Genomic DNA, 19,034 nt, shown 5'->3' with positions numbered 1-19,034 from the left:
TTCGTTCACCAACTCAAGGTTAGCTACTAAAAACTTTATTGATTACGTTTTGCTTGTTCAGTTTTCAAGGTTCATTTTTTAATTTACCGCGTCACCTCTTGGCGACTTATACATAATAACATCGATTAATCATGAAAGTCAACACTAAATCATAAGTTTTTTTAAGAACTCTATTTTTTCATATCAATTATGCCTCGGCATAATTGTGTACAGAGGCTTTACACCCGCTGAAAAGTAGCTTAAATCCGCATTCATCGTACCACCTATAGAGGTGGGAAACTTCTGTACCTATCGCTACGCTTTTGGTACAAAAGACAATTGTAGCTGACGTTTCACTTTCGCTACGAAAACACTTGCTGAAAGAAGTTAAAAATATAGAAACGAGGTTGTTATGATGGTTCGTAAAACGTTAATTTCATTGCTTTTCATCGTAATACTGTTTGTCTTTATAAAGCCGATAAATTCTACTATGATTTCTGTATTTAACATTGCTGATGCTCCAGCAGTTGTAACAAAAGGACACTATGGTACATCACTTATTGTCGAAATTTCTTTCTCTGATGAAGCCCTGTTGAACTGGCTTAAAACTGTAAAAGAACCTTATCCGCTTCTATTGTTAGATGCTGCATGGATTGAACGTTCACCCGAGCACATAAAAATCATTCAAGAAAGAAAACTACCTACAGGATTATTAGGACCTGAGGATTCAGTGGATAAACCAATCGATCTTGCCGTCGTGCAAAAAAATATTAATATTTACGAAAAGCATTTGCAAGAAACACCACTTTGGTTTGCAACACGAAACCACCAGTATTCGCAGGATTTACAAAAAAACTTATTTCAACAGCAGATGAATATACTTTCTCCCTCTCTAATCTGGAAAGGGGAAAAGACCCCTAAATTGCAAAAGGGAGATTTTATTTTCATCTCATTACATCAAAATAATCCAATCTCGTTTAAAGAGCTGAATACTTTTCTACAACAAAATAAATTTATGTCGATTGAGGAAAATATATTCGGATATAAAGTTCAAACTAAAAAATCACCATAAAAAAGAAGTTGCCTCCAACTAATAGAGGCAACTTCTTTATGCGTTTTTAGCTTGTTCACGACGTGCTTTGCGGCGTGCTTCTAATTTTTGACGATCTTCTTCGGATTTTGCATTATATTTTGGTAATACTAATAATTGATAAGCATTTACAGCGAGTAGTGGGAATAGTAAAAGTGCAACATACTCGTTAATGTTTTCATCGCGACCCATTAATGCAATTGTCCATTCGAGTGTTGTAACAACAATCATAAAAAATAAAGCTGAAATGAAAACATGTTTCTTTCCTGTTAATTTTACTTTTTGAATGGCTGTTACTATAGCACCTACTAGCAATACAATTAACAAACCCACATAGAATAACCAGCTTTGTCCATCTTTTACACCAGGTATAAAGCGGAAGAATATAATATCAAAAACAGTAATAACAATTAATAATAGCTGTACCCAATTCCATAATGTAAGTGTTCTAAAAATGTTAACCCCTACTTGATGGAGCGTTAAATAAGCAAAAAAGCCTGCCTGTGCAATAACACTCATTGTAAATCCTAAGAAGACCATCCATAAAAGTCCGGCCAAGAATTCACCCCATTGACCGTTTGCTATATATGGTTGAAAGAAATCCCATCGAATAAATAAACTGCAAATTCCGTTGACTGCGCCACCAACGAGCATTGCAAAGAAGAAAAACTTTGCCCAATTTCGTATCGTCACAACTAAAAGTCCCCCAATTTCTCAATGTATATCTGTATTCATTTTAACAATGCATTGTTAAAAAAGCTATTTCTCATCCTAATCAATACATAAAGTCATCATAAATGTGAACAATAATTGAAAGAGTCTATCTATAGAAAGGACTGATTATTGATGCGAAAATTCATCTTACTACTAATTCTAATGCTTTTTCTTTCTGCCTGTTCACAAGATAAAGCCTCTACTATGTCCTATGATGAAATAAAAAAAATAATGATCGACTCTTTACAAACCGAGGATGGTAAAAAGGCGTTACGCCAGCTTTTAGAGGATCCAAGTTTCCGTGAATTATTGGTTTTGGAGCATGAGGAAGTAAAGAAGGCTACCGAAGAAACCTTGCTTTCCAAGGAAGCAGAAGACTTTTGGAAGAAAACATTCGAAGATCCAAAATTTAAAGAAACTATAGCTAAAAGTATGCAAAAGCAGCAACAGGATATTATGAAGGAATTAATGAAAGACCCGGCTTTCCAAAAGGATATGGAGGCATTCTTTGGTCAGCCAGATATGCAAAAGCAGTTAGAGACCATTCTAAAATCCTCCAACCTAAGAAAGCAAATGGAGGAAATCGTAAAGGAAACGATTGAAAGTCCACTTATGCAAACAAAATGGCAGGAGCTTATTAAGAAGAGTGGCGGCGAGGCAGGTAAAACTGGCGGCGCTGGCGGCGGAAAAAAAGAAGCTGGTGGTGGTGGTTCTGAAGGCACAGGCAATGAGGAAAAGAGCACTCAGTAACCCCTTATATGTAAAAACGGATTTCCTCAAACAATGGAGGAAATCCGTTTTCGTTATTTATTTAATTTATTAATGATTTTCGTCGCGATGTCTAAATAAATTTGTCCTGTTGTGTGTTTTTCAGCATAAACAGAAGGTGCAAAATCTTCTTCTGACCAGTCAGGTTGACCAAGAGGAATTTGTCCAAGTAGCTCTGTACGTAACTCATCTGCTAATTTTGGACCTCCACCTTGACCGAATACGAATTCACGGTCACCTGATTTCGACTCATACCATGCCATGTTTTCAATAACACCTAAAATTTCATGGTCTGTTTGTAAAGCCATTGCACCTGCACGAGCAGCAACGAACGCTGCCGTTGGATGTGGTGTTGTTACAACAATTTCTTTTGATGAAGGAAGCATTTGATGAATATCTAATGCAACGTCACCTGTACCTGGTGGTAAATCTAATAGTAGATAGTCTAGCTCGCCCCATTCTACATCACGGAAGAATTGATCTAACACTTTACCTAACATTGGTCCACGCCATACAATCGGTGCGTTATTTTCAACGAAGAAGCCCATCGAAATCATTTTCACACCTAAGCGATCAACAGGGAAAATTCGATTGTCTACCACTTTTGGCATATCTGTAACACCCATCATATCAGGGACACTGAACCCATAAATATCAGCGTCGATTAAGCCAACCTTCTTCCCTAGACGAGCTAATGCAACAGCTAAGTTAACTGACACTGTAGATTTCCCTACACCGCCTTTACCAGAGGCAATTGAAATAACTTGTACTGTGCTAAGCGGAGATAAAATATCTTGTGCCTCAGACTCCGTTGCAACCCCACGGAAGCTCTGTAGTTTTTCTGCTGATAGCTCTTCGAAACGAATACCAACTGTATTTGCACCCGCTTCTTTCAAAACTTCAACAATTTTCATTTGTAGCTGTAATTGTTCAGGTGTATTTGTTTTAGCAATCGCAATTTTTACACTGACATGATTCTTCTCTTCTTTTATTGCTACGTTTGTAATTCCGTCTGTTTCTGCAAGTGATTTATGTAAAAATGGATCTTGTAGTTGTCCTAGTATTTCTCGTATTTGTTGTTCATTTATCACGACGAACACTCCCCTTATATTATCTCAATGTTAGTATATCATAATGATTTGATTTACGTTGTGTTGTTGCTCTATTCAATTTTAGCTAATAAATACGCTTCTATGCCTTCAACAATTGCATCTCCCATTTTTTCTTGGTATTTCTTATCAGTTAATAATGCACGTTCCTCATCATTACTTATAAATCCTGTTTCTACTAGAGCGGCAGGTACCTCAGCTTTTTTTAGTAAATATATTTGTTTTATAGACAATGCCTCTCGGTCAGTATTTTTCAAATTAGTGCGAATGGATTCTTGAATGCTCTTTGCTAATAATTCACTTTCAGCATGTCCTTCTTTATGATAGAACACCTGTGCTCCACGCCATTTTGTTTCAGGAATGGCATTTGCATGAATTGTAATAAAAACATCCGGTTTTTCTTTTTGTACTAAATCTTTTCTTAAAAAGATGTCCTGCTTTTTTCGTTCTCTCAATGTACCAAATTTTTCTGATGGCGCGTGCTCATCGATAACGTCTCCATTTTTTGTTCGTGTCATTACGACTACTGCGCCTTTTTTCTTTAATTGCTTTTCCACATACTGAGCAATTGCAAGTGTAATATCCTTTTCAATTACTTCGCCCTTTGAAGCCCCCCCATCTTGACCTCCGTGCCCCGCATCAATGACAATTTTTATGCCACCTAGTGGGTCTGGTAGGAAGAAGTTACGGTCCGAAGCATTCGTTTCATATGCCACGACCACTATACTCATCAGCATAATTACTCCTAGTGCAAGCCAGCGCTTCACCCATATCCACCACCCTTTTACATTTAGTGTACGAAGTTAGGGATTGAACTATTCCAGAAAGCGAAAAAAACTCTCAAGTATTAAAATCGAGAGTTTTAGAAGATACTTTTTAAGTAATGATAAGACGGCATTAACAATACGTTGACTAATGTCGTTGATTGGGGAATCATTCTTTTTTATTTTAGTGTAAATTCTGGTTTAAACTTACCTGTATAAGGTTCATGTTCAACAAATACTGTTATATCCTTACCATCTTTGTCTTTGCCAGTTCTTTTATACGTGAATTTCTTATTATTTAGCTCAGTAATTTCAAGTACAGCCCCATATTTATTTTCGCCAATTGAAACATGCGCTCTTAATTTATTTCCACGGATAACATTAAAATAACCGAAGTCACCACGGCTTTCACCTGTTTCAGGATTGAAAAATTCGTACTTATTCGTATTTGCATCATATTTCGCAATGCTAATAAAATTCGTATTATATTGCGTTATATCATGTCCGTTTACATCTAATACAACTGTTCCTTGCCAAAGTGTTTCAGCTAAAATTTTATCTCCATCAACGTCTTTCACAATAGTGCCTGTAGAATCATTTAAAGTTTTATCTGCTTCGGTAAATGTAAGCTTTTTTTCCTTATAGGGGACATGCTCAACGAATACCTCTACATCGTTACCACTTGCATCTTTCCCCATTCGTTTATAAGTGAACATATTATTTGTTAGCTCAGTAATTTCTACAATTGCTTGGTAATTTTTCGTTTCTGAAATCAATACTCTATGCTTTCCATCATTCGTAATAAAGAAAATACCTTTATCATCACGGCTTCCAGCTGTATTTGGATCGAAAAATTCATAACGTCCTGAATCAGCGTCATATTTGGCAAGCCCAATAAAATTTGAATTCTCCGCTGTTAAATCTTTTTTATTTTTATCGTAGACTTTTGTACCTTGCCAGTTTGTGCTATTTAGAATTTTAGCATTTGCTTGACCTTTTGTTATTTCAACCTGTCTTTGATTTGCAGTATTCTCTGTTTTTACTTCCTCCGTTTTTTTTACGTCAGTTTTATTACCACATGCACCAAGAAGTGCAATTGCTGCAAGTGATAATATTAATAGCTTTTTCATATATTGACCTCCATTTTCAGAAATAAACAGCCTAAAAGTAGTATCAGCCATTTCCACGTAAAATACACATTCTTTGGCTATTTACTAAATTAACTGTGACTTTTTATAGACAGAAGCAAATACATGAATATGAAAAGAAGGAATTACTTTTATGTAAAATATGAATTGGATGTGGTTCATTACCAAAAGTTAGGGATGACAGTTGTTAAAAAAACGTATGCCATGTAGGCTGGGCGACTCCTTGGGCATCAGCGTCACAGATGAGACCATGGAGCGGCTTATCAGACGCCCCCAGGAAGCTCTGCGCGAAAGCGAAGCGTCAGCGGCAATGTTTTATCTGTGCGAAAGCGAAGCGTCAGCAACAAATGTTTTCTGTAGCGAAAGCAAAGCGTCAGCTACAAAGCGCCCGGTCGGAATGGAAATCCCCCCACGTTACAAGCCTAGATATAACACTAAGGTGACATAAAAAAACCCTTCCCCGACAGAACCGGGAAAGGGCTTGGAAACGTTGATATATAAGAAATATTAACGTTTTGAGAACTGAGGTGCACGACGAGCGCCGCGTAGACCTGGTTTTTTACGTTCTTTCATGCGTGAATCACGAGTAAGTAATCCAGCAGATTTTAATGCAGCACGGAAATCTGGGTCTACTTGAAGTAGAGCACGAGCGATACCGTGACGTACTGCACCAGCTTGACCAGTGTATCCACCACCGTTAACGTTTACGTGGATATCGTAACTTCCTGTAGTTTCAGTAGCTACTAATGGTTGTTTAATTACTTCACGTAATGCAGCGAATGGTACGTATTCTTCGATTTCACGTTTGTTGATAACAATTTTACCTGTACCCGGTACTAGACGTACGCGAGCTACAGAGCTTTTACGGCGACCAGTGCCGATGTATTGAACTTGTGCCAAAGTAATATCCTCCTCTTAATTTATATTATCCGCGAAGCTCGTATGCTTCTGGTTTTTGTGCAGCATGTGGGTGTTCTGTTCCTGTGTAAACGTTTAGTTTACCGAACATTTTACGACCTAAAGAGTTTTTAGGAAGCATCCCTTTAATTGCTAATTCGATCATTCTTGTTGGGTACTTGTCTAGCATTTCACCAGCAGTACGAGTTTTTAAACCACCCGCAAATTGAGTATGGTGACGGTAAAGTTTACCCTCTAATTTGTTACCAGTTAAATGGATTTTGTCAGCGTTGATGATGATTACGTGATCACCTGTGTCAACGTTTGGTGTGAATGTTGGTTTATGTTTACCACGTAAGATTGCAGCTACTTCAGAAGCTAAACGTCCAAGAGTTTGGCCTTCTGCATCAACTACTAGCCATTTACGGTCTACTTCGTGACCTTTAGCCATGAATGTTGTACGCATGTATATATCCTCCTAATCGATTCGATTACCGTTATTTTTCATTAAACTACACTATAAGTTTTCGGGGCTTATTTGTGGTGGTAATGAAAATACCATCTGTTATCATATAATGAATGACTTTTAAAGTCAAGTAATTTCAATAAACACCTGGAGAAGTTGTTCAGATTCAATGATTGTTTAAATTAGGGCTTTTGCGAGCCTTCATTTTGTATAATACAATGATATTTCGCACTAATAATTCTACAATATTCGTCGGTGGTTCTTCTTAATGGTCATCACCATAATGCGGGGTTGATTTCCGTTCCGACTGGGCGCTTTGTTGCTGTCGCACAGATAAAACATTGCCGATGTTGGTCACGAAGGCTTTATCACAGGACGTGATGGTTTTAGCCTTCGTTCCTCTATCGCTGATCCCCAAGGAGTCGCCCAGTTTCCACTCCAATCAACCTATCCTCACGATATACATTTAAATAAAATGTCATCCCCACTTTTGATGAGCCATTTAATAGAAGACTTTCTCAAGATATAGACCTTGTGGTGGTGCGGTTTTACCTGCCTTATCACGGTTCATAGATTTAACGACTAACTCCACGTTCTCAATGTCACGACGTCCTATACCAACTTCCCAAAGCGTGCCTGCGATAATACGGACCATATTATATAAGAAGCCATTTCCTTCAATCACCATATGTAGCTCCTCACCACGCCACTCAAATTGTAGTGTAGTTACTGTGCGCACCTTATCTTTGACACTTGTATTGGCTGCACAGAAACATGAAAAGTCATGTGTACCGATAATGGCCTTTGCCGCCTCCTGCATTGCTCCGACATTTGGTTTCACACCATTTGTCTCTACCGTGTAATGTCTGCGGAACGGACTCTGTACAGGCTCACATGACCATATATATCGGTACCGCTTCCCTGTTACACTGTAACGAGCATGAAAGTCAGCCGCTACTTCTTCAACCGACATTACTCGAATATCTCTTGGCAGTTGAACATTCAGTGCCTTCATATAGTTTTCTACGGGAATCGCTAGTGGCGTATCAAAATGCAATGTTTGTCCAATTGCATGCACTTTTGCATCTGTACGTCCACTCGCAGTTACTTTCACCTTTTCCCCTTTATGCATAATGTTTAGAACACGCTCAAGCTCTGCTTGTACTGTCCGCTCCCCAGGCTGTACTTGATAGCCAGAAAATTGTGTTCCATCATAACTAATAATTACTTTTAATCGTCGCATAAAGCTTACTCCTTTTAACTTCTATAGAAGAATAGTAAAGCGCCCATCCCTACTAATGACACGAGTGCAAATGTATCGCTCATATCCCATTTTAGCTTGCGATACCTTGTACGCCCTTCGCCTCCACGGTAGCCTTTTACTTCCATAGCTGTTGCTAAATCCTCAGCTCGTTTAAAGGCACTTACAAACAGAGGCACCAGTAATGGCACGACCGCTTTAATACGATCTTTTATCGGTCCAGAAGATAAATCCGAGCCACGTGCCATTTGTGCTTTCATAATTTTATCTGTTTCATCCATTAACGTTGGAATAAAGCGCAATGAAATAGACATCATTAGAGCTAACTCATGCACAGGCACTTTCACTGCTTTTAATGGATTTAGCAGTACTTCAATGCCATCCGTAATTGAAATCGGTGACGTTGTAAGTGTTAAGATAGATGTCATAAACACTAGAACTAGAAATCGTACCGAAATGAATATCCCTTGTCGTATACCCTCTTCATAGATAGTGATAAACTTCCACTCAAATACCGGGGCGCCTTCTTTCGTCATAAATATATGAATCAAGAAGGTAAATGCCATTAAAAAAAGAACTGGCTTTAGACCATTAATTAAAAAATACAGGCGAATACGTGACACTAACACAATGAGTAAGGTAAATGCCAATAGCATGGCATATGTCACTGTATTGTTTGCTAAAAAAACAATAATAATGAACGCAAAGACAAATATAAGCTTTGATCGTGGATCGAGCTTATGAACCGGAGAGTTTCCAGGTAGGAAGCGCCCAAATATCATTTTCTCCATCATGATTCTGCACGCTCCTCTCTTAGCACTCGAGCAATTTCAGTTGCTAGCTCTTCTTCGGTTAAGCATATCTTTGAGAAGGATTGATTTATCATTTTTTCGATTTTTTGTTGAAAGCGTACGATACGAGGAGGTTCTAAGCGGAAATTCTTCAATGTCTCCACATCTTTGAAAATTTCTTGTGGTATCCCACTTAATACATTTTTCCCTTCATGCATAATGACAATATTGTCCGCATAACGAGCTGCATCCTCCATACTGTGCGTAACGAGAATTGTCGTTAGGCCACGTTCCTGATGTAGCTTATAAAACATATCCATAATCTCTTTCTGACCGCGTGGATCAAGCCCTGCAGTTGGTTCATCTAAAACAATAACTTCAGGTTCCATTGCTAATACGCCAGCAATTGCCACTCGGCGCATTTGTCCACCAGATAAATCAAAAGGTGATTTTTCAAGTACGTTCTCTGGTAAGCCTACTAAGCCTACAAGTTCTTTTGCTCGCGCTTCAGCTTCTTTTTCCGTTACACCGAAGTTCATAGGACCAAACATAATATCCTTTAATACGGTTTCTTCAAACAGCTGATGCTCCGGGAATTGAAACACAATACCAACCTTTTGGCGTACAGATTTTAAATCCTTCGCCTTTTTTCCAGCTACGACAATACGGTCTCCAATATGCACTTCCCCTGAAGTAGGTCTTAGAAGTGCATTAAAGTGCTGAAGAATGGTCGATTTACCAGAGCCAGTATGCCCAATAATCGCCTGATACGTATGTGATGGAATTTCAAAATCTACATCGAATAATGCACGTTTCTCAAAAGGTGTACCCTGTGCATAGGCATAGCTTACTTGTTGAAGTTTGATGTCCATAAATCATTCACCAACTCTTCTTCTGTCATATGTTGTCCCATTAGCGGAACACCTTCCTTTTGCAATAACTTTGATAACTTCATGGCAAATGGCAAGTCTAGCCCAAATTCAACTAGCTTGTCCCCAAATGAAAAAATTTCAGCAGGTGTACCCTCAGCAAATTTCTTTCCATCATTCATAAAGAGAACACGATCTGCCAGCATGGCTTCCTCTAAATCATGCGTAATGGATATTACCGTTAGCCCTGTTTCAGCACGTAAAGTTTGAACTGTTTGTAATACCTCCGCACGCCCCTGTGGATCTAGCATAGATGTGGCTTCATCAAGAATAAGGAGCTTTGGTTTCAACGCCAGTGCTCCTGCAATGGCAACACGCTGCTTTTGCCCACCTGATAAGTGATGTGGCTCATGATCTAAAAAATTGTTCATTTTTACTTGCTCGAGTGCTGCATGTACACGTTCTACCATCTCTTCATATGGCACTCCGTTATTTTCAAGAGCGAAAGCAACATCATCCTGCACTGTCGCTCCAACAAATTGATTGTCTGGATTTTGAAAAACCATGCCCATCTGTGAGCGGCTTTCCCATAGGTTTTCTTCACTTAATGGTTCGCGTAATATACGTACATCGCCCTGCTGTGGGTATAGCAAACCATTCATAAGCTTTGCAATGGTGGATTTACCAGAACCGTTATGGCCAACAATGGCAATCCATTCTCCTTCTTGTACCGCAAAGCTTACATTTTCAACAGCATTGCGACTTTCTTTTTCTTCTGGTGTATATGAAAATGTCACGTTATTTAATGATAAAATTTCTGGCATTTCTAGAACTCCTCTCTACATGCTCAGCTCTACTAACTAACTTACACTTTTTTATGTATGAATTCTACTACAATCATTATGTCGATAAAAGAAAAGCGCTAAAATGACTTTCCTTTCTTTTGTTTGTTCAGATATAGGCCTAAATATAATAAATAGGCTCTCTTTTAAGAATCAAACGATAAATCAAATACCAATTTCGCCTTGGCGTAATTGCGTCCGGATTTTGAATTGTGTCCGCACAAAATATTATAGAAACAAAATATAAAAAGAGCCGTATATTAAAAAAAGCACCATTAAATTGGCGCTATCTCATACTTCCCTAAAAAATAAAAAAGCGCGCACCTCATTCGATAGAAATGCGCTAGTCGTTACATTTTCAAGAAACGCGGGTGCTCAAGCCCTTGTTCCCTCTGAATGAGGTGCGGAGAGCTAAACGAGACGCCACACAACAGTGTCCGCTCATCATAACGCTCAGCTTAATTATTTGTCGTATAAATCATTTATAAAGAAAGAGGGTGGTGATTCCACCCTCTTCACCACTTGTCTTCTCTTATGAATCAATTATGCCTCGGCATAATTGCGTCCGGAATCGGCTTTGTGCCTGTACAAAGAAATCCTTTGCAATTCCGTGACATCCGCCGGAGGCTTTAACTTCTTTCAAGAAGTTAAACTAATTCAATCACAACAACAGGTGCACCGTCACCACGACGAGGACCTACTTTAAGAATACGAGTGTAACCACCTTGACGCTCTGCATAACGTGGTGCAACATCATCAAATAACTTTTGAAGTGCAAATGAAGTTGTTTCGTTACCTTCTGCATCAGTAGTTGTTACTAGTTCACGACGGATGAATGCAGCAGCTTGACGGCGTGCATGTAAATCACCGCGTTTACCTAAAGTAATCATTTTTTCAACAGCTTTACGTACTTCTTTAGCGCGAGCCTCAGTAGTTTCGATACGCTCGTTGATGATTAAATCAGTAGCTAAGTCACGTAACATCGCTTTACGTTGAGAACTTGTACGACCAAGTTTTCTGTAACCCATGGATGTTTCCCTCCTTTATAAAAAATTATCTGATCTTGTAAGTTTTGTTTAAATCGCTTAGTCTTCTTTGCGTAATCCTAAACCAAGCTCTTCTAACTTCGCTTTTACTTCTTCTAGTGACTTACGTCCAAGGTTACGAACTTTCATCATATCGTCTTCTGACTTATTCGCAAGTTCTAGTACTGTATTAATACCAGCGCGTTTTAAGCAGTTATAAGAGCGAACAGAAAGATCAAGTTCTTCGATAGTCATCTCTAAAACTTTTTCTTTTTGATCTTCTTCTTTTTCGACCATGATTTCAGCAGTTTGTGCCTCATCTGTCATGCCAACGAAGATGTTTAGATGCTCGGTTAAAATTTTTGCTCCGAGCGAAATCGCCTCTTTCGGACCGATGCTACCATCTGTCCACACATCAAGAGAAAGTTTATCGTAGTCAGAAGACTGACCTACACGAGTATTTTCCACTTGGAAATTGACGCGTGATACTGGAGTGTAAATAGAGTCGATCGGGATCACGCCGATAGGAAGATCCTCACGTTTGTTTTGATCAGCAGGAGTGTAACCACGGCCGCGTTGAGCGTACATACGCATACGTAAATGACCGTTTTTAGCGATTGTTGCAATATATAGATCCGGGTTTAAAATTTCTACATCACTGTCATGTGTAATGTCAGCAGCTGTAACTGTACCATCGCCTTTTACATCAATCTCAATAACTTTTTCTTCGTCAGAGTAGATTTTAAGAGCTAGTTTTTTCACGTTCAAAATAATTGAAGCTACATCCTCTACAACGCCTTCTACAGTTGAGAATTCGTGAAGAACACCGTCAATTTGAATTGAAGTGACAGCAGCTCCTGGTAATGAAGACAGAAGGATACGACGTAAAGAATTACCCAAAGTGTTTCCATATCCGCGTTCAAGCGGTTCTACAACAAACTTTCCATATTTGGAATCTTCGCTGATCTCCACCGTTTCAATCTTTGGTTTTTCAATTTCGATCATTTCATTTACCCTCCTTCAAAACATCGAATGTATAGGTTCTTTCCATCATAGATTCGATCGTCAATGACGTATCGTTTATTATCTGCACAAGACAGTCTGTACAAAAAATGATGTTCTCATACAATATGAGACGCACCCATTACACGCGACGACGTTTCGGCGGACGGCAACCATTATGAGGAACTGGAGTAACGTCTTTAATAGCAGTTACTTCTAAACCAGCAGCTTGAAGTGCACGGATTGCAGCTTCACGACCAGCACCAGGACCTTTAACAGTTACTTCCAACGTTTTCAGACCATGTTCAAGGGATGTTTTAGCAGCAGTTTCTGCAGCCATTTGAGCAGCGAATGGTGTAGATTTACGTGAACCACGGAAACCAAGAGCACCAGCACTTGACCAAGATACAGCGTTACCTTGCATATCTGTAATCGTTACGATTGTATTGTTAAATGTAGAACGAATGTGTGCGATACCAGATTCGATATTCTTTTTCACACGACGTTTACGAGTTTGTTGTTTACGAGCCATGTTAAGAAGGAACCTCCTTTACTTATTATTTTTTCTTGTTCGCAACTGTTTTACGAGGACCTTTACGCGTACGCGCATTGTTCTTCGTATTTTGACCACGAACAGGTAAACCACGACGGTGACGGATACCACGGAATGAACCGATTTCCATCAAACGTTTGATATTTAATGAAGTTTCGCGACGTAAGTCACCTTCAAGTTTGTATTTGTCTAATTGTTCACGGATTTTGTTTAACTCATCTTCAGTTAAGTCGCGTACGCGTGTATCTTCTGAAATGCCTGCGTCAGCTAATACTTTCTGAGCTGTAGTTTTACCAATACCGAAAATGTAAGTTAATGAAATTACCACGCGTTTGTCGCGAGGAATGTCAACACCAGCAATACGTGCCATGTACGTTGTGCACCTCCTTTAGAATTAACCTTGTTTTTGTTTGTGTTTAGGATTTTCACAGATTACCATTACTTTACCGCGTCGGCGAATTACTTTACATTTTTCGCAGATCGGTTTCACAGATGGTCTCACTTTCATCTAACCTAACCTCCTTAATAGTCCGGAGCGCAAAAGATTATTTAAAACGGTATGTGATACGACCGCGAGTTAAATCATAAGGGGATAACTCGATAGTAACCTTATCTCCTGGTAGAATACGGATAAAGTGCATACGAATCTTACCAGATACGTGTGCTAGAATCACATGTCCATTTTCTAATTCTACCTTAAACATCGCGTTTGGCAAAGTCTCAACAACTGTTCCTTCGACTTCAATTACATCATCTTTCGCCATCTACTCTGTCTCCTCTCTATATGCAAATTAAAGTTCTCATCGTTACATCAAACGGATATCTGCTGCAACTATAGATGCAACCTCGTTTCAACATATGTTTGGATTGTATGAGAGATGTTGAAAGACGCTCGTCTGGTTTCGTTTCACACAATCCACGGAATATACAGGACCAGTAAGGACACTGACTTCCCATGTTTACACGAATACCGGAATGTCTAGGATGAGATATTCATACCCGTTACACAGATGCTTCCACGAAACCCATTATACTCTTTCAAAAGTAATGTTGCACTTTTTAAAAGAAATATATACCGGGCACAATATGCTTTTGCAACTCTCAAAAAAATTATATTCGTTGTTGCTCCCGCATGCCTCCCGCGGAAGCAGTATTCTGCGCCCGGAGCCGGGTATCAGCTGCGGCTGCCCTGTAATAGAGCATCAAGATCAGCAAACACATTGTTAATATCTTGCTGTCCATCTATATTTGTTAACACACCTTTTACTTCATAGTAGTCAAGTAAAGGTTGTGCTTGTTTCATATTTACTTCCAGACGGTTCGCAACCGTTTCAGGATTATCATCCGCACGTGTATAAAGCTCGCCACCATCTTTATCACATTTTCCTTCCTCAGCTGGAGGATTGAAAATTAGATGATAAGATGTGCCACAAGTTTTACAAATACGACGACCTGATAGACGAGCAATTAGCTCATCTTTTTCAACTTGGATGTTAATCGTATGTTCAATAGCTTTGCCAAGGTCAGCAAGAATGCTGTCTAAAGCTTCAGCTTGAGGAACAGTACGTGGGAAACCATCTAGTAAGAATCCCTTTTCACAATCAGGTTTAGCAAGTCGCTCACGAACAATACCAATCGTTACTTCATCCGGCACTAGAGCACCTTGATCCATAAACGATTTAGCCTGTAAGCCTAGTTCTGTACCACCTTTAATAGCAGCACGGAACATATCGCCTGTAGAAATATGAGGAATCGCGTACTTCTCAACAATTTTATCTGCCTGTGTACCTTTACCAGCACCTGGCAGACCCATTAAAACGATATTCATACGGAAATATTCCTCCCACAAAAGGTTAGCTGATTTCAGGAAACGATAGAACGTTCCCTAAAAACCAACATTATTTCATAAAGCCTTTGTAGTGACGTTTAACAAGTTGAGATTCTAGCTGCTTCATCGTTTCGAGCGCTACGCCGACTACGATAATAATACTAGTACCACCGATTTGCACTGTGGCAGGTAGATTCATAAAGCTTATGAATATAATCGGCATTACAGAAATAACAGTTAAGAAAATCGCACCGACAAATGTCAGACGATATAACACGCTTGTTAAATACGTTTGTGTACTTTCACCAGGGCGAATACCCGGAATGTAAGCACCTTGCTTTTTCAAGTTATCTGCCACATTTTCTGGATTCACTTGTATGAATGCATAGAAATATGTGAACGCGATGATCAATGCAACGTAAACAATCATCCCAACAGGTTTTGTATTATCAAACGTGTTTTCAATGAATGTTGTTACAGCACCTTCACCAAAGAACGGAACTAACGTACGAGGTGTCATAAGAAACGCTGATGCAAAGATTACCGGAATAACCCCTGCAGCATTTACTTTTAACGGTAAATGCGTTTGTTGACCACCAGTTTGTTGGTTACGTCCAGTAACTCGTTTTGCATATTGAATTGGAATTTTACGTAGTGCTTGTTGCACGTAGATAACCCCAACAACAACTGCAAGCATAATTAAAACAAGTAATCCAAGGATTATTAGGTTGATAAATAGCTTATCACCCGCACCTTCGATTTGTTGTGCATAGATTTGGTTGATACCCGTAGGTAATGCCGCAACGATACCTGCGAAAATTACAATAGAAATACCATTACCGACACCATGCGCAGTAATTTGATCAGCAAGCCATACTAGGAATGCTGTACCCGCTGTTAATACAATAGAAATTGTAACATATGTTAAAATTCCTTCTTCTTTAATCAATGACCCGCCGTACATTCTATTAAAACCAAATGACATCGCGAATGATTGGATAAAGGCAAGAACGATTGTAAAGTAACGAGTAAATTGAGCAAGTTTTCGTCTTCCGACTTCACCTTGCTTTGCCCACTCAGCAAATTTCGGTACTACGTCCATTTGCAATAACTGAACAATGATTGAAGCAGTGATGTAAGGCATAATTCCCATCGCAAAGATAGAGAAGTTCTTTAAAGCACCACCGCCAAAAGTATTCAGGAAACCAACGAGGTTGAACTCATCAGTTGCCTTTAATACATTAGCGTCAACGTTCGGTACTGGTACAAACGTACCAATACGGAAAACGATTAACATTAAAAGGGTGAAAATGATCTTATTTCGTATATCTCGAACACGCATAAAGTTAGAGATTGTCTGAAACATTAAATCACCTCAGTAGTTCCGCCGGCATTTTCAATTGCTTCTTTAGCCGAAGCTGAGAATTTATGAGCTTTTACTGTAAGCTTTTTGTTAAGAGTTCCGTTTCCAAGAACTTTAATTCCAGCTTTTTCATTGCTCACTAAACCTGTTTCAAGTAATAATGCAGTTGTTACCTCTGCACCATCTTCAAAACGGTTTAATGTGTCAAGATTAACGATCGCGTACTCTTTACGGTTAATGTTAGTAAAGCCGCGTTTCGGTAAACGACGGAATAAAGGGTTTTGACCACCTTCGAATCCTGGGCGTACACCGCCGCCAGAACGAGAGTTTTGACCTTTATGACCTCTACCTGCAGTTTTACCGTTACCAGAACCGATACCGCGACCTACGCGGTTACGTACTTTACGGGAACCTTCTGCTGGTTTTAACTCATGAAGTTTCATATTGGATGGCACCTCCTTGTTCGTTAATTAAAAATTAGTTTTCTTTGACAGTAACTAAGTGAGCTACTACATCAATCATACCGCGAGTCGCTGCATTGTCAGCTTTCTCAACAGTTTGGTTTAATTTACGTAAACCTAATGCTTCAATAGTTTTGCGTTGTGCTGGTTTAGAACCAATCACAGATTTTGTAAGGGTGATTTCTAATTTGTTAGCCATTATCTTTCCCCCCTTATCCTAATATTTCTTCCACTGATTTACCACGTAATTTAGCTACGTCCTCTACGCGTTTTAATTCAGTTAAACCTTGAATAGTTGCACGCACCATGTTAATTGGTGTGTTAGTTCCAAGTGATTTTGAAAGAATATCAGTAATACCAGCAAGTTCTAGTACTGCACGTACTGGACCACCAGCGATAACCCCTGTACCAGGAGCAGCAGGTTTAATTAGGATTTCTCCTGCACCAAAGCGACCTTGCACTAAGTGTGGAGTTGTTCCACCTACGCGTGGCACTTCGATTAAGTTTTTCTTCGCATCTTCAACAGCTTTACGGATAGCGTCTGGCACCTCTTGAGCTTTACCAGTACCGAAACCTACATGACCGTTTTTATCGCCAACAACAACTAATGCTGTGAAGCGGAAGCGACGTCCACCTTTAACAACTTTTGCAACACGGTTAATAGTAACTACGCGTTCTTCAAGTTCTCCAAGTTTGTTTGCGTCAATTCGACTCATGAAATGTGTCCCTCCTTCTTATTAAAATTCTAAACCGTTCTCACGTGCAGCTTCAGCTAAAGCTTTTACACGTCCATGATATAAGTAACCACCACGGTCAAATACTACAGCAGTAATATTTTTTTCCGTAGCGCGTTTTGCGATTGTTTCACCGACTTTAGTTGCAGCATCAACATTGCTACCAGCAGCTTCAAAACCATTTTCTTGAGAAGATGCGCTAACAATTGTTACGCCTGCTACGTCATCGATAAGTTGAGCGTAGATGTTCTTGTTAGAACGGAATACGTTTAAGCGTGGACGCTCAGCAGTACCCGAAATTTTAGAACGTACGCGTGCATGACGTTTTTTACGAACCTGATTTTTATCTTGTTTCGTAATCACAAGGGTCACTCCTTTCTAATGCTTAAGCAGCATTATTTACCTGTTTTACCTTCTTTACGACGAACATATTCGCCTTCATAACGGATACCTTTACCTTTGTAAGGCTCTGGTGGACGCACGTCACGGATGTTAGATGCAAGAGCACCAACGCGTTCTTTGCTAATACCTTTAACGATGATCTTAGTGTTAGAAGGAACTTCAACTTCTAGACCATCTTCAGGTGTGAACTCAACTGGATGTGAATAACCTACGTTAAGAACAAGTTTTTTACCTTGTAATTGCGCACGGTAACCGACACCGATTAGTTCTAATGATTTTTCGAAACCTGCAGAAACACCAGTAACCATGTTCGCTAATAGCGCACGAGTTGTACCGTGGTTTGTGCGGTGTTCTTTTGAGTCAGAAGGACGAGATACAGAAATCACATTACCTTCTTGCTCAATTTTCATATCTTGGTGGAAAGAACGAACAAGTTCGCCTTTAGGACCTTTAACGGTAACTGAGTTGTCAGCTGCAACAGTAACAGTTACGTTAGCTGGTACCTCGATAATTTTTTTACCTACACGAGACATTTAGTTGCACCTCCATTCATTTATTGCTAATTACCAAACGTATGCTAGAACTTCGCCGCCAACTTGTTTAGCGCGAGCTTCTTTATCTGTTAATAAACCTTGTGAAGTTGACACTAAAGCGATACCAAGACCGTTCAGTACTTTAGGCACTTCATTTGTTTTTGCATATACTCGTAGACCAGGTTTAGAAATACGTTTTAAGCCAGTGATAACGCGCTCGTTATCTTTACCGTATTTTAAGAAGATACGGATAATACCTTGCTTGTTGTCTTCCACGTATTCTACGTCACGTACGAAACCTTCGCGCTTTAAAATTTCAGCGATTTCTTTTTTCACGTTGGAAGCTGGTACTTCTAACTTCTCGTGACGAACCATGTTCGCATTACGAATGCGAGTAAGCATATCTGCAATCGGATCAGTCATTGTCATTACATT

Annotated in this window: 27 protein-coding genes and 1 pseudogene; 3 read left to right on the top strand and 25 right to left on the bottom strand. The window is 39.3% G+C overall.

The annotated features are described in order from the left end of the window. Positions 1–391: 391 nt before the first annotated feature. Entirely contained in the window at positions 392–1,051 is a 660-nt protein-coding gene (locus AN161_RS19940) for a hypothetical protein (protein ID WP_241774604.1), read from the top strand. 36 nt (positions 1,052–1,087) lie between these two features. Here AN161_RS19940 and AN161_RS19935 read toward each other — a convergent pair whose 3' ends face one another. Further along, complete coding sequence (locus AN161_RS19935) at positions 1,088–1,762, bottom strand: KinB-signaling pathway activation protein (protein ID WP_053596079.1); 675 nt, start codon at positions 1,760–1,762, stop codon at positions 1,088–1,090. Between the two features lie 153 nt (positions 1,763–1,915). On the opposite strand from AN161_RS19935, the gene gerD reads away from it, so the two are divergent. After that, positions 1,916–2,533, top strand: coding sequence for a spore germination lipoprotein GerD (gerD, locus tag AN161_RS19930; RefSeq protein ID WP_053596078.1), 618 nt, complete (start codon positions 1,916–1,918; stop codon positions 2,531–2,533). A 53-nt stretch (positions 2,534–2,586) separates the two neighbouring features. Here gerD and AN161_RS19925 read toward each other — a convergent pair whose 3' ends face one another. The 3 genes and pseudogenes from AN161_RS19925 to AN161_RS19915 form a co-directional block, all read right to left on the bottom strand. Further along, positions 2,587–3,642 (bottom strand): P-loop NTPase, encoded by a 1,056-nt coding sequence (locus AN161_RS19925; RefSeq protein WP_053596077.1) that lies wholly within the window; start codon positions 3,640–3,642, stop codon positions 2,587–2,589. A gap of 71 nt (positions 3,643–3,713) precedes the next feature. Continuing rightward, positions 3,714–4,427 carry an N-acetylmuramoyl-L-alanine amidase gene (locus tag AN161_RS19920; protein ID WP_053596076.1) on the bottom strand — a complete coding sequence of 238 codons (714 nt, stop codon included), beginning with the start codon at positions 4,425–4,427 and terminating at the stop codon, positions 3,714–3,716. 176 nt (positions 4,428–4,603) lie between these two features. Then, positions 4,604–5,443 (bottom strand): annotated as a pseudogene (locus AN161_RS19915) (DUF4822 domain-containing protein); the annotation flags it as partial. Positions 5,444–5,795: 352 nt separating this feature from the next. On the opposite strand from AN161_RS19915, the gene AN161_RS29015 reads away from it, so the two are divergent. Next, positions 5,796–6,020 carry a hypothetical protein gene (locus AN161_RS29015; RefSeq protein WP_143114937.1) on the top strand — a complete coding sequence of 75 codons (225 nt, stop codon included), beginning with the start codon at positions 5,796–5,798 and terminating at the stop codon, positions 6,018–6,020. Positions 6,021–6,079: 59 nt separating this feature from the next. Here the strand turns inward: AN161_RS29015 and rpsI are convergent, their stop codons facing one another. From rpsI to rpsH, 21 genes are all read right to left on the bottom strand, one after another. Next, positions 6,080–6,472 carry a 30S ribosomal protein S9 gene (rpsI, locus tag AN161_RS19910; protein ID WP_004233744.1) on the bottom strand — a complete coding sequence of 131 codons (393 nt, stop codon included), beginning with the start codon at positions 6,470–6,472 and terminating at the stop codon, positions 6,080–6,082. Between the two features lie 25 nt (positions 6,473–6,497). Beyond that, complete coding sequence (gene rplM, locus AN161_RS19905) at positions 6,498–6,935, bottom strand: 50S ribosomal protein L13 (RefSeq protein WP_053596074.1); 438 nt, start codon at positions 6,933–6,935, stop codon at positions 6,498–6,500. Between the two features lie 265 nt (positions 6,936–7,200). After that, on the bottom strand, positions 7,201–7,377 hold the full coding sequence (locus AN161_RS29890) for a hypothetical protein (RefSeq protein WP_158003074.1): 177 nt from the start codon (positions 7,375–7,377) through the stop codon (positions 7,201–7,203). Positions 7,378–7,437: 60 nt separating this feature from the next. Further along, positions 7,438–8,178 carry a tRNA pseudouridine(38-40) synthase TruA gene (truA, locus tag AN161_RS19900; RefSeq protein ID WP_053596073.1) on the bottom strand — a complete coding sequence of 247 codons (741 nt, stop codon included), beginning with the start codon at positions 8,176–8,178 and terminating at the stop codon, positions 7,438–7,440. Positions 8,179–8,192: 14 nt separating this feature from the next. Continuing rightward, on the bottom strand, positions 8,193–8,990 hold the full coding sequence (locus tag AN161_RS19895; RefSeq protein ID WP_053596072.1) for an energy-coupling factor transporter transmembrane protein EcfT: 798 nt from the start codon (positions 8,988–8,990) through the stop codon (positions 8,193–8,195). Next, positions 8,987–9,859, bottom strand: a complete 873-nt coding sequence (locus AN161_RS19890; protein ID WP_053596071.1) for an energy-coupling factor ABC transporter ATP-binding protein — start codon at positions 9,857–9,859, stop codon at positions 8,987–8,989. The genes AN161_RS19895 and AN161_RS19890 overlap by 4 nt, the downstream gene beginning before the upstream one ends. After that, entirely contained in the window at positions 9,835–10,680 is an 846-nt protein-coding gene (locus tag AN161_RS19885; protein ID WP_053596070.1) for an energy-coupling factor ABC transporter ATP-binding protein, read from the bottom strand. Before AN161_RS19885 ends, AN161_RS19890 begins: the two co-directional genes overlap by 25 nt. Before the next feature lie 665 nt (positions 10,681–11,345). Next, complete coding sequence (gene rplQ, locus AN161_RS19880) at positions 11,346–11,726, bottom strand: 50S ribosomal protein L17 (protein WP_012296051.1); 381 nt, start codon at positions 11,724–11,726, stop codon at positions 11,346–11,348. 57 nt (positions 11,727–11,783) lie between these two features. Beyond that, complete coding sequence (locus tag AN161_RS19875) at positions 11,784–12,728, bottom strand: DNA-directed RNA polymerase subunit alpha (RefSeq protein WP_004233733.1); 945 nt, start codon at positions 12,726–12,728, stop codon at positions 11,784–11,786. Between the two features lie 139 nt (positions 12,729–12,867). Then, a complete protein-coding gene (gene rpsK, locus AN161_RS19870; protein WP_004233731.1) occupies positions 12,868–13,257 on the bottom strand; it encodes a 30S ribosomal protein S11 in 390 nt (129 codons plus the stop codon). Between the two features lie 25 nt (positions 13,258–13,282). After that, positions 13,283–13,648: a 30S ribosomal protein S13 gene (gene rpsM, locus AN161_RS19865; protein ID WP_053596069.1), complete on the bottom strand. Its 366-nt coding sequence runs from the start codon at positions 13,646–13,648 to the stop codon at positions 13,283–13,285. A 24-nt stretch (positions 13,649–13,672) separates the two neighbouring features. Further along, a complete protein-coding gene (gene rpmJ / locus AN161_RS19860; RefSeq protein ID WP_000868344.1) occupies positions 13,673–13,786 on the bottom strand; it encodes a 50S ribosomal protein L36 in 114 nt (37 codons plus the stop codon). Positions 13,787–13,823: 37 nt separating this feature from the next. Further along, positions 13,824–14,042: a translation initiation factor IF-1 gene (gene infA / locus AN161_RS19855; protein WP_004233690.1), complete on the bottom strand. Its 219-nt coding sequence runs from the start codon at positions 14,040–14,042 to the stop codon at positions 13,824–13,826. A 410-nt stretch (positions 14,043–14,452) separates the two neighbouring features. After that, the gene (locus AN161_RS19850; RefSeq protein WP_053596068.1) at positions 14,453–15,106 is read right to left on the bottom strand and encodes an adenylate kinase; all 654 of its coding nucleotides are present in this window, start codon (positions 15,104–15,106) and stop codon (positions 14,453–14,455) included. A gap of 70 nt (positions 15,107–15,176) precedes the next feature. Next, a complete protein-coding gene (gene secY / locus AN161_RS19845; protein WP_053596067.1) occupies positions 15,177–16,472 on the bottom strand; it encodes a preprotein translocase subunit SecY in 1,296 nt (431 codons plus the stop codon). Continuing rightward, on the bottom strand, positions 16,472–16,912 hold the full coding sequence (gene rplO / locus AN161_RS19840) for a 50S ribosomal protein L15 (protein ID WP_010860592.1): 441 nt from the start codon (positions 16,910–16,912) through the stop codon (positions 16,472–16,474). Before rplO ends, secY begins: the two co-directional genes overlap by 1 nt. Before the next feature lie 34 nt (positions 16,913–16,946). After that, positions 16,947–17,129 carry a 50S ribosomal protein L30 gene (rpmD, locus tag AN161_RS19835; protein WP_049662869.1) on the bottom strand — a complete coding sequence of 61 codons (183 nt, stop codon included), beginning with the start codon at positions 17,127–17,129 and terminating at the stop codon, positions 16,947–16,949. 13 nt (positions 17,130–17,142) lie between these two features. After that, entirely contained in the window at positions 17,143–17,646 is a 504-nt protein-coding gene (rpsE, locus tag AN161_RS19830; RefSeq protein WP_053482806.1) for a 30S ribosomal protein S5, read from the bottom strand. A 21-nt stretch (positions 17,647–17,667) separates the two neighbouring features. Then, positions 17,668–18,027, bottom strand: a complete 360-nt coding sequence (rplR, locus tag AN161_RS19825) for a 50S ribosomal protein L18 (RefSeq protein WP_075807301.1) — start codon at positions 18,025–18,027, stop codon at positions 17,668–17,670. Positions 18,028–18,059: 32 nt separating this feature from the next. After that, positions 18,060–18,599 (bottom strand): 50S ribosomal protein L6, encoded by a 540-nt coding sequence (rplF, locus tag AN161_RS19820; RefSeq protein ID WP_053596065.1) that lies wholly within the window; start codon positions 18,597–18,599, stop codon positions 18,060–18,062. Positions 18,600–18,629: 30 nt separating this feature from the next. After that, positions 18,630–19,028 carry a 30S ribosomal protein S8 gene (gene rpsH / locus AN161_RS19815; protein ID WP_008181717.1) on the bottom strand — a complete coding sequence of 133 codons (399 nt, stop codon included), beginning with the start codon at positions 19,026–19,028 and terminating at the stop codon, positions 18,630–18,632. Between the last annotated feature and the right edge of the window lie 6 nt (positions 19,029–19,034).

Source organism: Lysinibacillus sp. FJAT-14222, assembly GCF_001278875.1.
Classification (GTDB): domain Bacteria; phylum Bacillota; class Bacilli; order Bacillales_A; family Planococcaceae; genus Lysinibacillus; species Lysinibacillus agricola.
This window is presented reverse-complemented; position numbering and strand designations above follow the sequence as displayed.

Excerpts from the sequence above, each read along its gene's own strand:
- rplO (WP_010860592.1), bottom strand. The coding sequence starts at position 16,912 with ATGAAACTTCATGAGTTAAAACCAGCAGAAGGTTCCCGTAAAGTACGT.
- AN161_RS19875 (WP_004233733.1), bottom strand. The coding sequence starts at position 12,728 with ATGATCGAAATTGAAAAACCAAAGATTGAAACGGTGGAGATCAGCGAA.
- rpsK (WP_004233731.1), bottom strand. The coding sequence starts at position 13,257 with ATGGCTCGTAAACAACAAACTCGTAAACGTCGTGTGAAAAAGAATATC.
- rpmJ (WP_000868344.1), bottom strand. The coding sequence starts at position 13,786 with ATGAAAGTGAGACCATCTGTGAAACCGATCTGCGAAAAATGTAAAGTA.
- rpsM (WP_053596069.1), bottom strand. The coding sequence starts at position 13,648 with ATGGCACGTATTGCTGGTGTTGACATTCCTCGCGACAAACGCGTGGTA.
- rplF (WP_053596065.1), bottom strand. The coding sequence starts at position 18,599 with ATGTCTCGTGTAGGTAAAAAAATTATCGAGGTACCAGCTAACGTAACT.
- infA (WP_004233690.1), bottom strand. The coding sequence starts at position 14,042 with ATGGCGAAAGATGATGTAATTGAAGTCGAAGGAACAGTTGTTGAGACT.
- AN161_RS19850 (WP_053596068.1), bottom strand. The coding sequence starts at position 15,106 with ATGAATATCGTTTTAATGGGTCTGCCAGGTGCTGGTAAAGGTACACAG.
- rpsH (WP_008181717.1), bottom strand. The coding sequence starts at position 19,028 with ATGACAATGACTGATCCGATTGCAGATATGCTTACTCGCATTCGTAAT.
- rpmD (WP_049662869.1), bottom strand. The coding sequence starts at position 17,129 with ATGGCTAACAAATTAGAAATCACCCTTACAAAATCTGTGATTGGTTCT.
- AN161_RS19890 (WP_053596071.1), bottom strand. The coding sequence starts at position 9,859 with ATGGACATCAAACTTCAACAAGTAAGCTATGCCTATGCACAGGGTACA.
- AN161_RS19940 (WP_241774604.1), top strand. The coding sequence starts at position 392 with ATGATGGTTCGTAAAACGTTAATTTCATTGCTTTTCATCGTAATACTG.
- AN161_RS19885 (WP_053596070.1), bottom strand. The coding sequence starts at position 10,680 with ATGCCAGAAATTTTATCATTAAATAACGTGACATTTTCATATACACCA.
- gerD (WP_053596078.1), top strand. The coding sequence starts at position 1,916 with ATGCGAAAATTCATCTTACTACTAATTCTAATGCTTTTTCTTTCTGCC.
- secY (WP_053596067.1), bottom strand. The coding sequence starts at position 16,472 with ATGTTTCAGACAATCTCTAACTTTATGCGTGTTCGAGATATACGAAAT.
- rpsE (WP_053482806.1), bottom strand. The coding sequence starts at position 17,646 with ATGAGTCGAATTGACGCAAACAAACTTGGAGAACTTGAAGAACGCGTA.
- truA (WP_053596073.1), bottom strand. The coding sequence starts at position 8,178 with ATGCGACGATTAAAAGTAATTATTAGTTATGATGGAACACAATTTTCT.
- rplM (WP_053596074.1), bottom strand. The coding sequence starts at position 6,935 with ATGCGTACAACATTCATGGCTAAAGGTCACGAAGTAGACCGTAAATGG.
- AN161_RS19895 (WP_053596072.1), bottom strand. The coding sequence starts at position 8,990 with ATGATGGAGAAAATGATATTTGGGCGCTTCCTACCTGGAAACTCTCCG.
- rplQ (WP_012296051.1), bottom strand. The coding sequence starts at position 11,726 with ATGGGTTACAGAAAACTTGGTCGTACAAGTTCTCAACGTAAAGCGATG.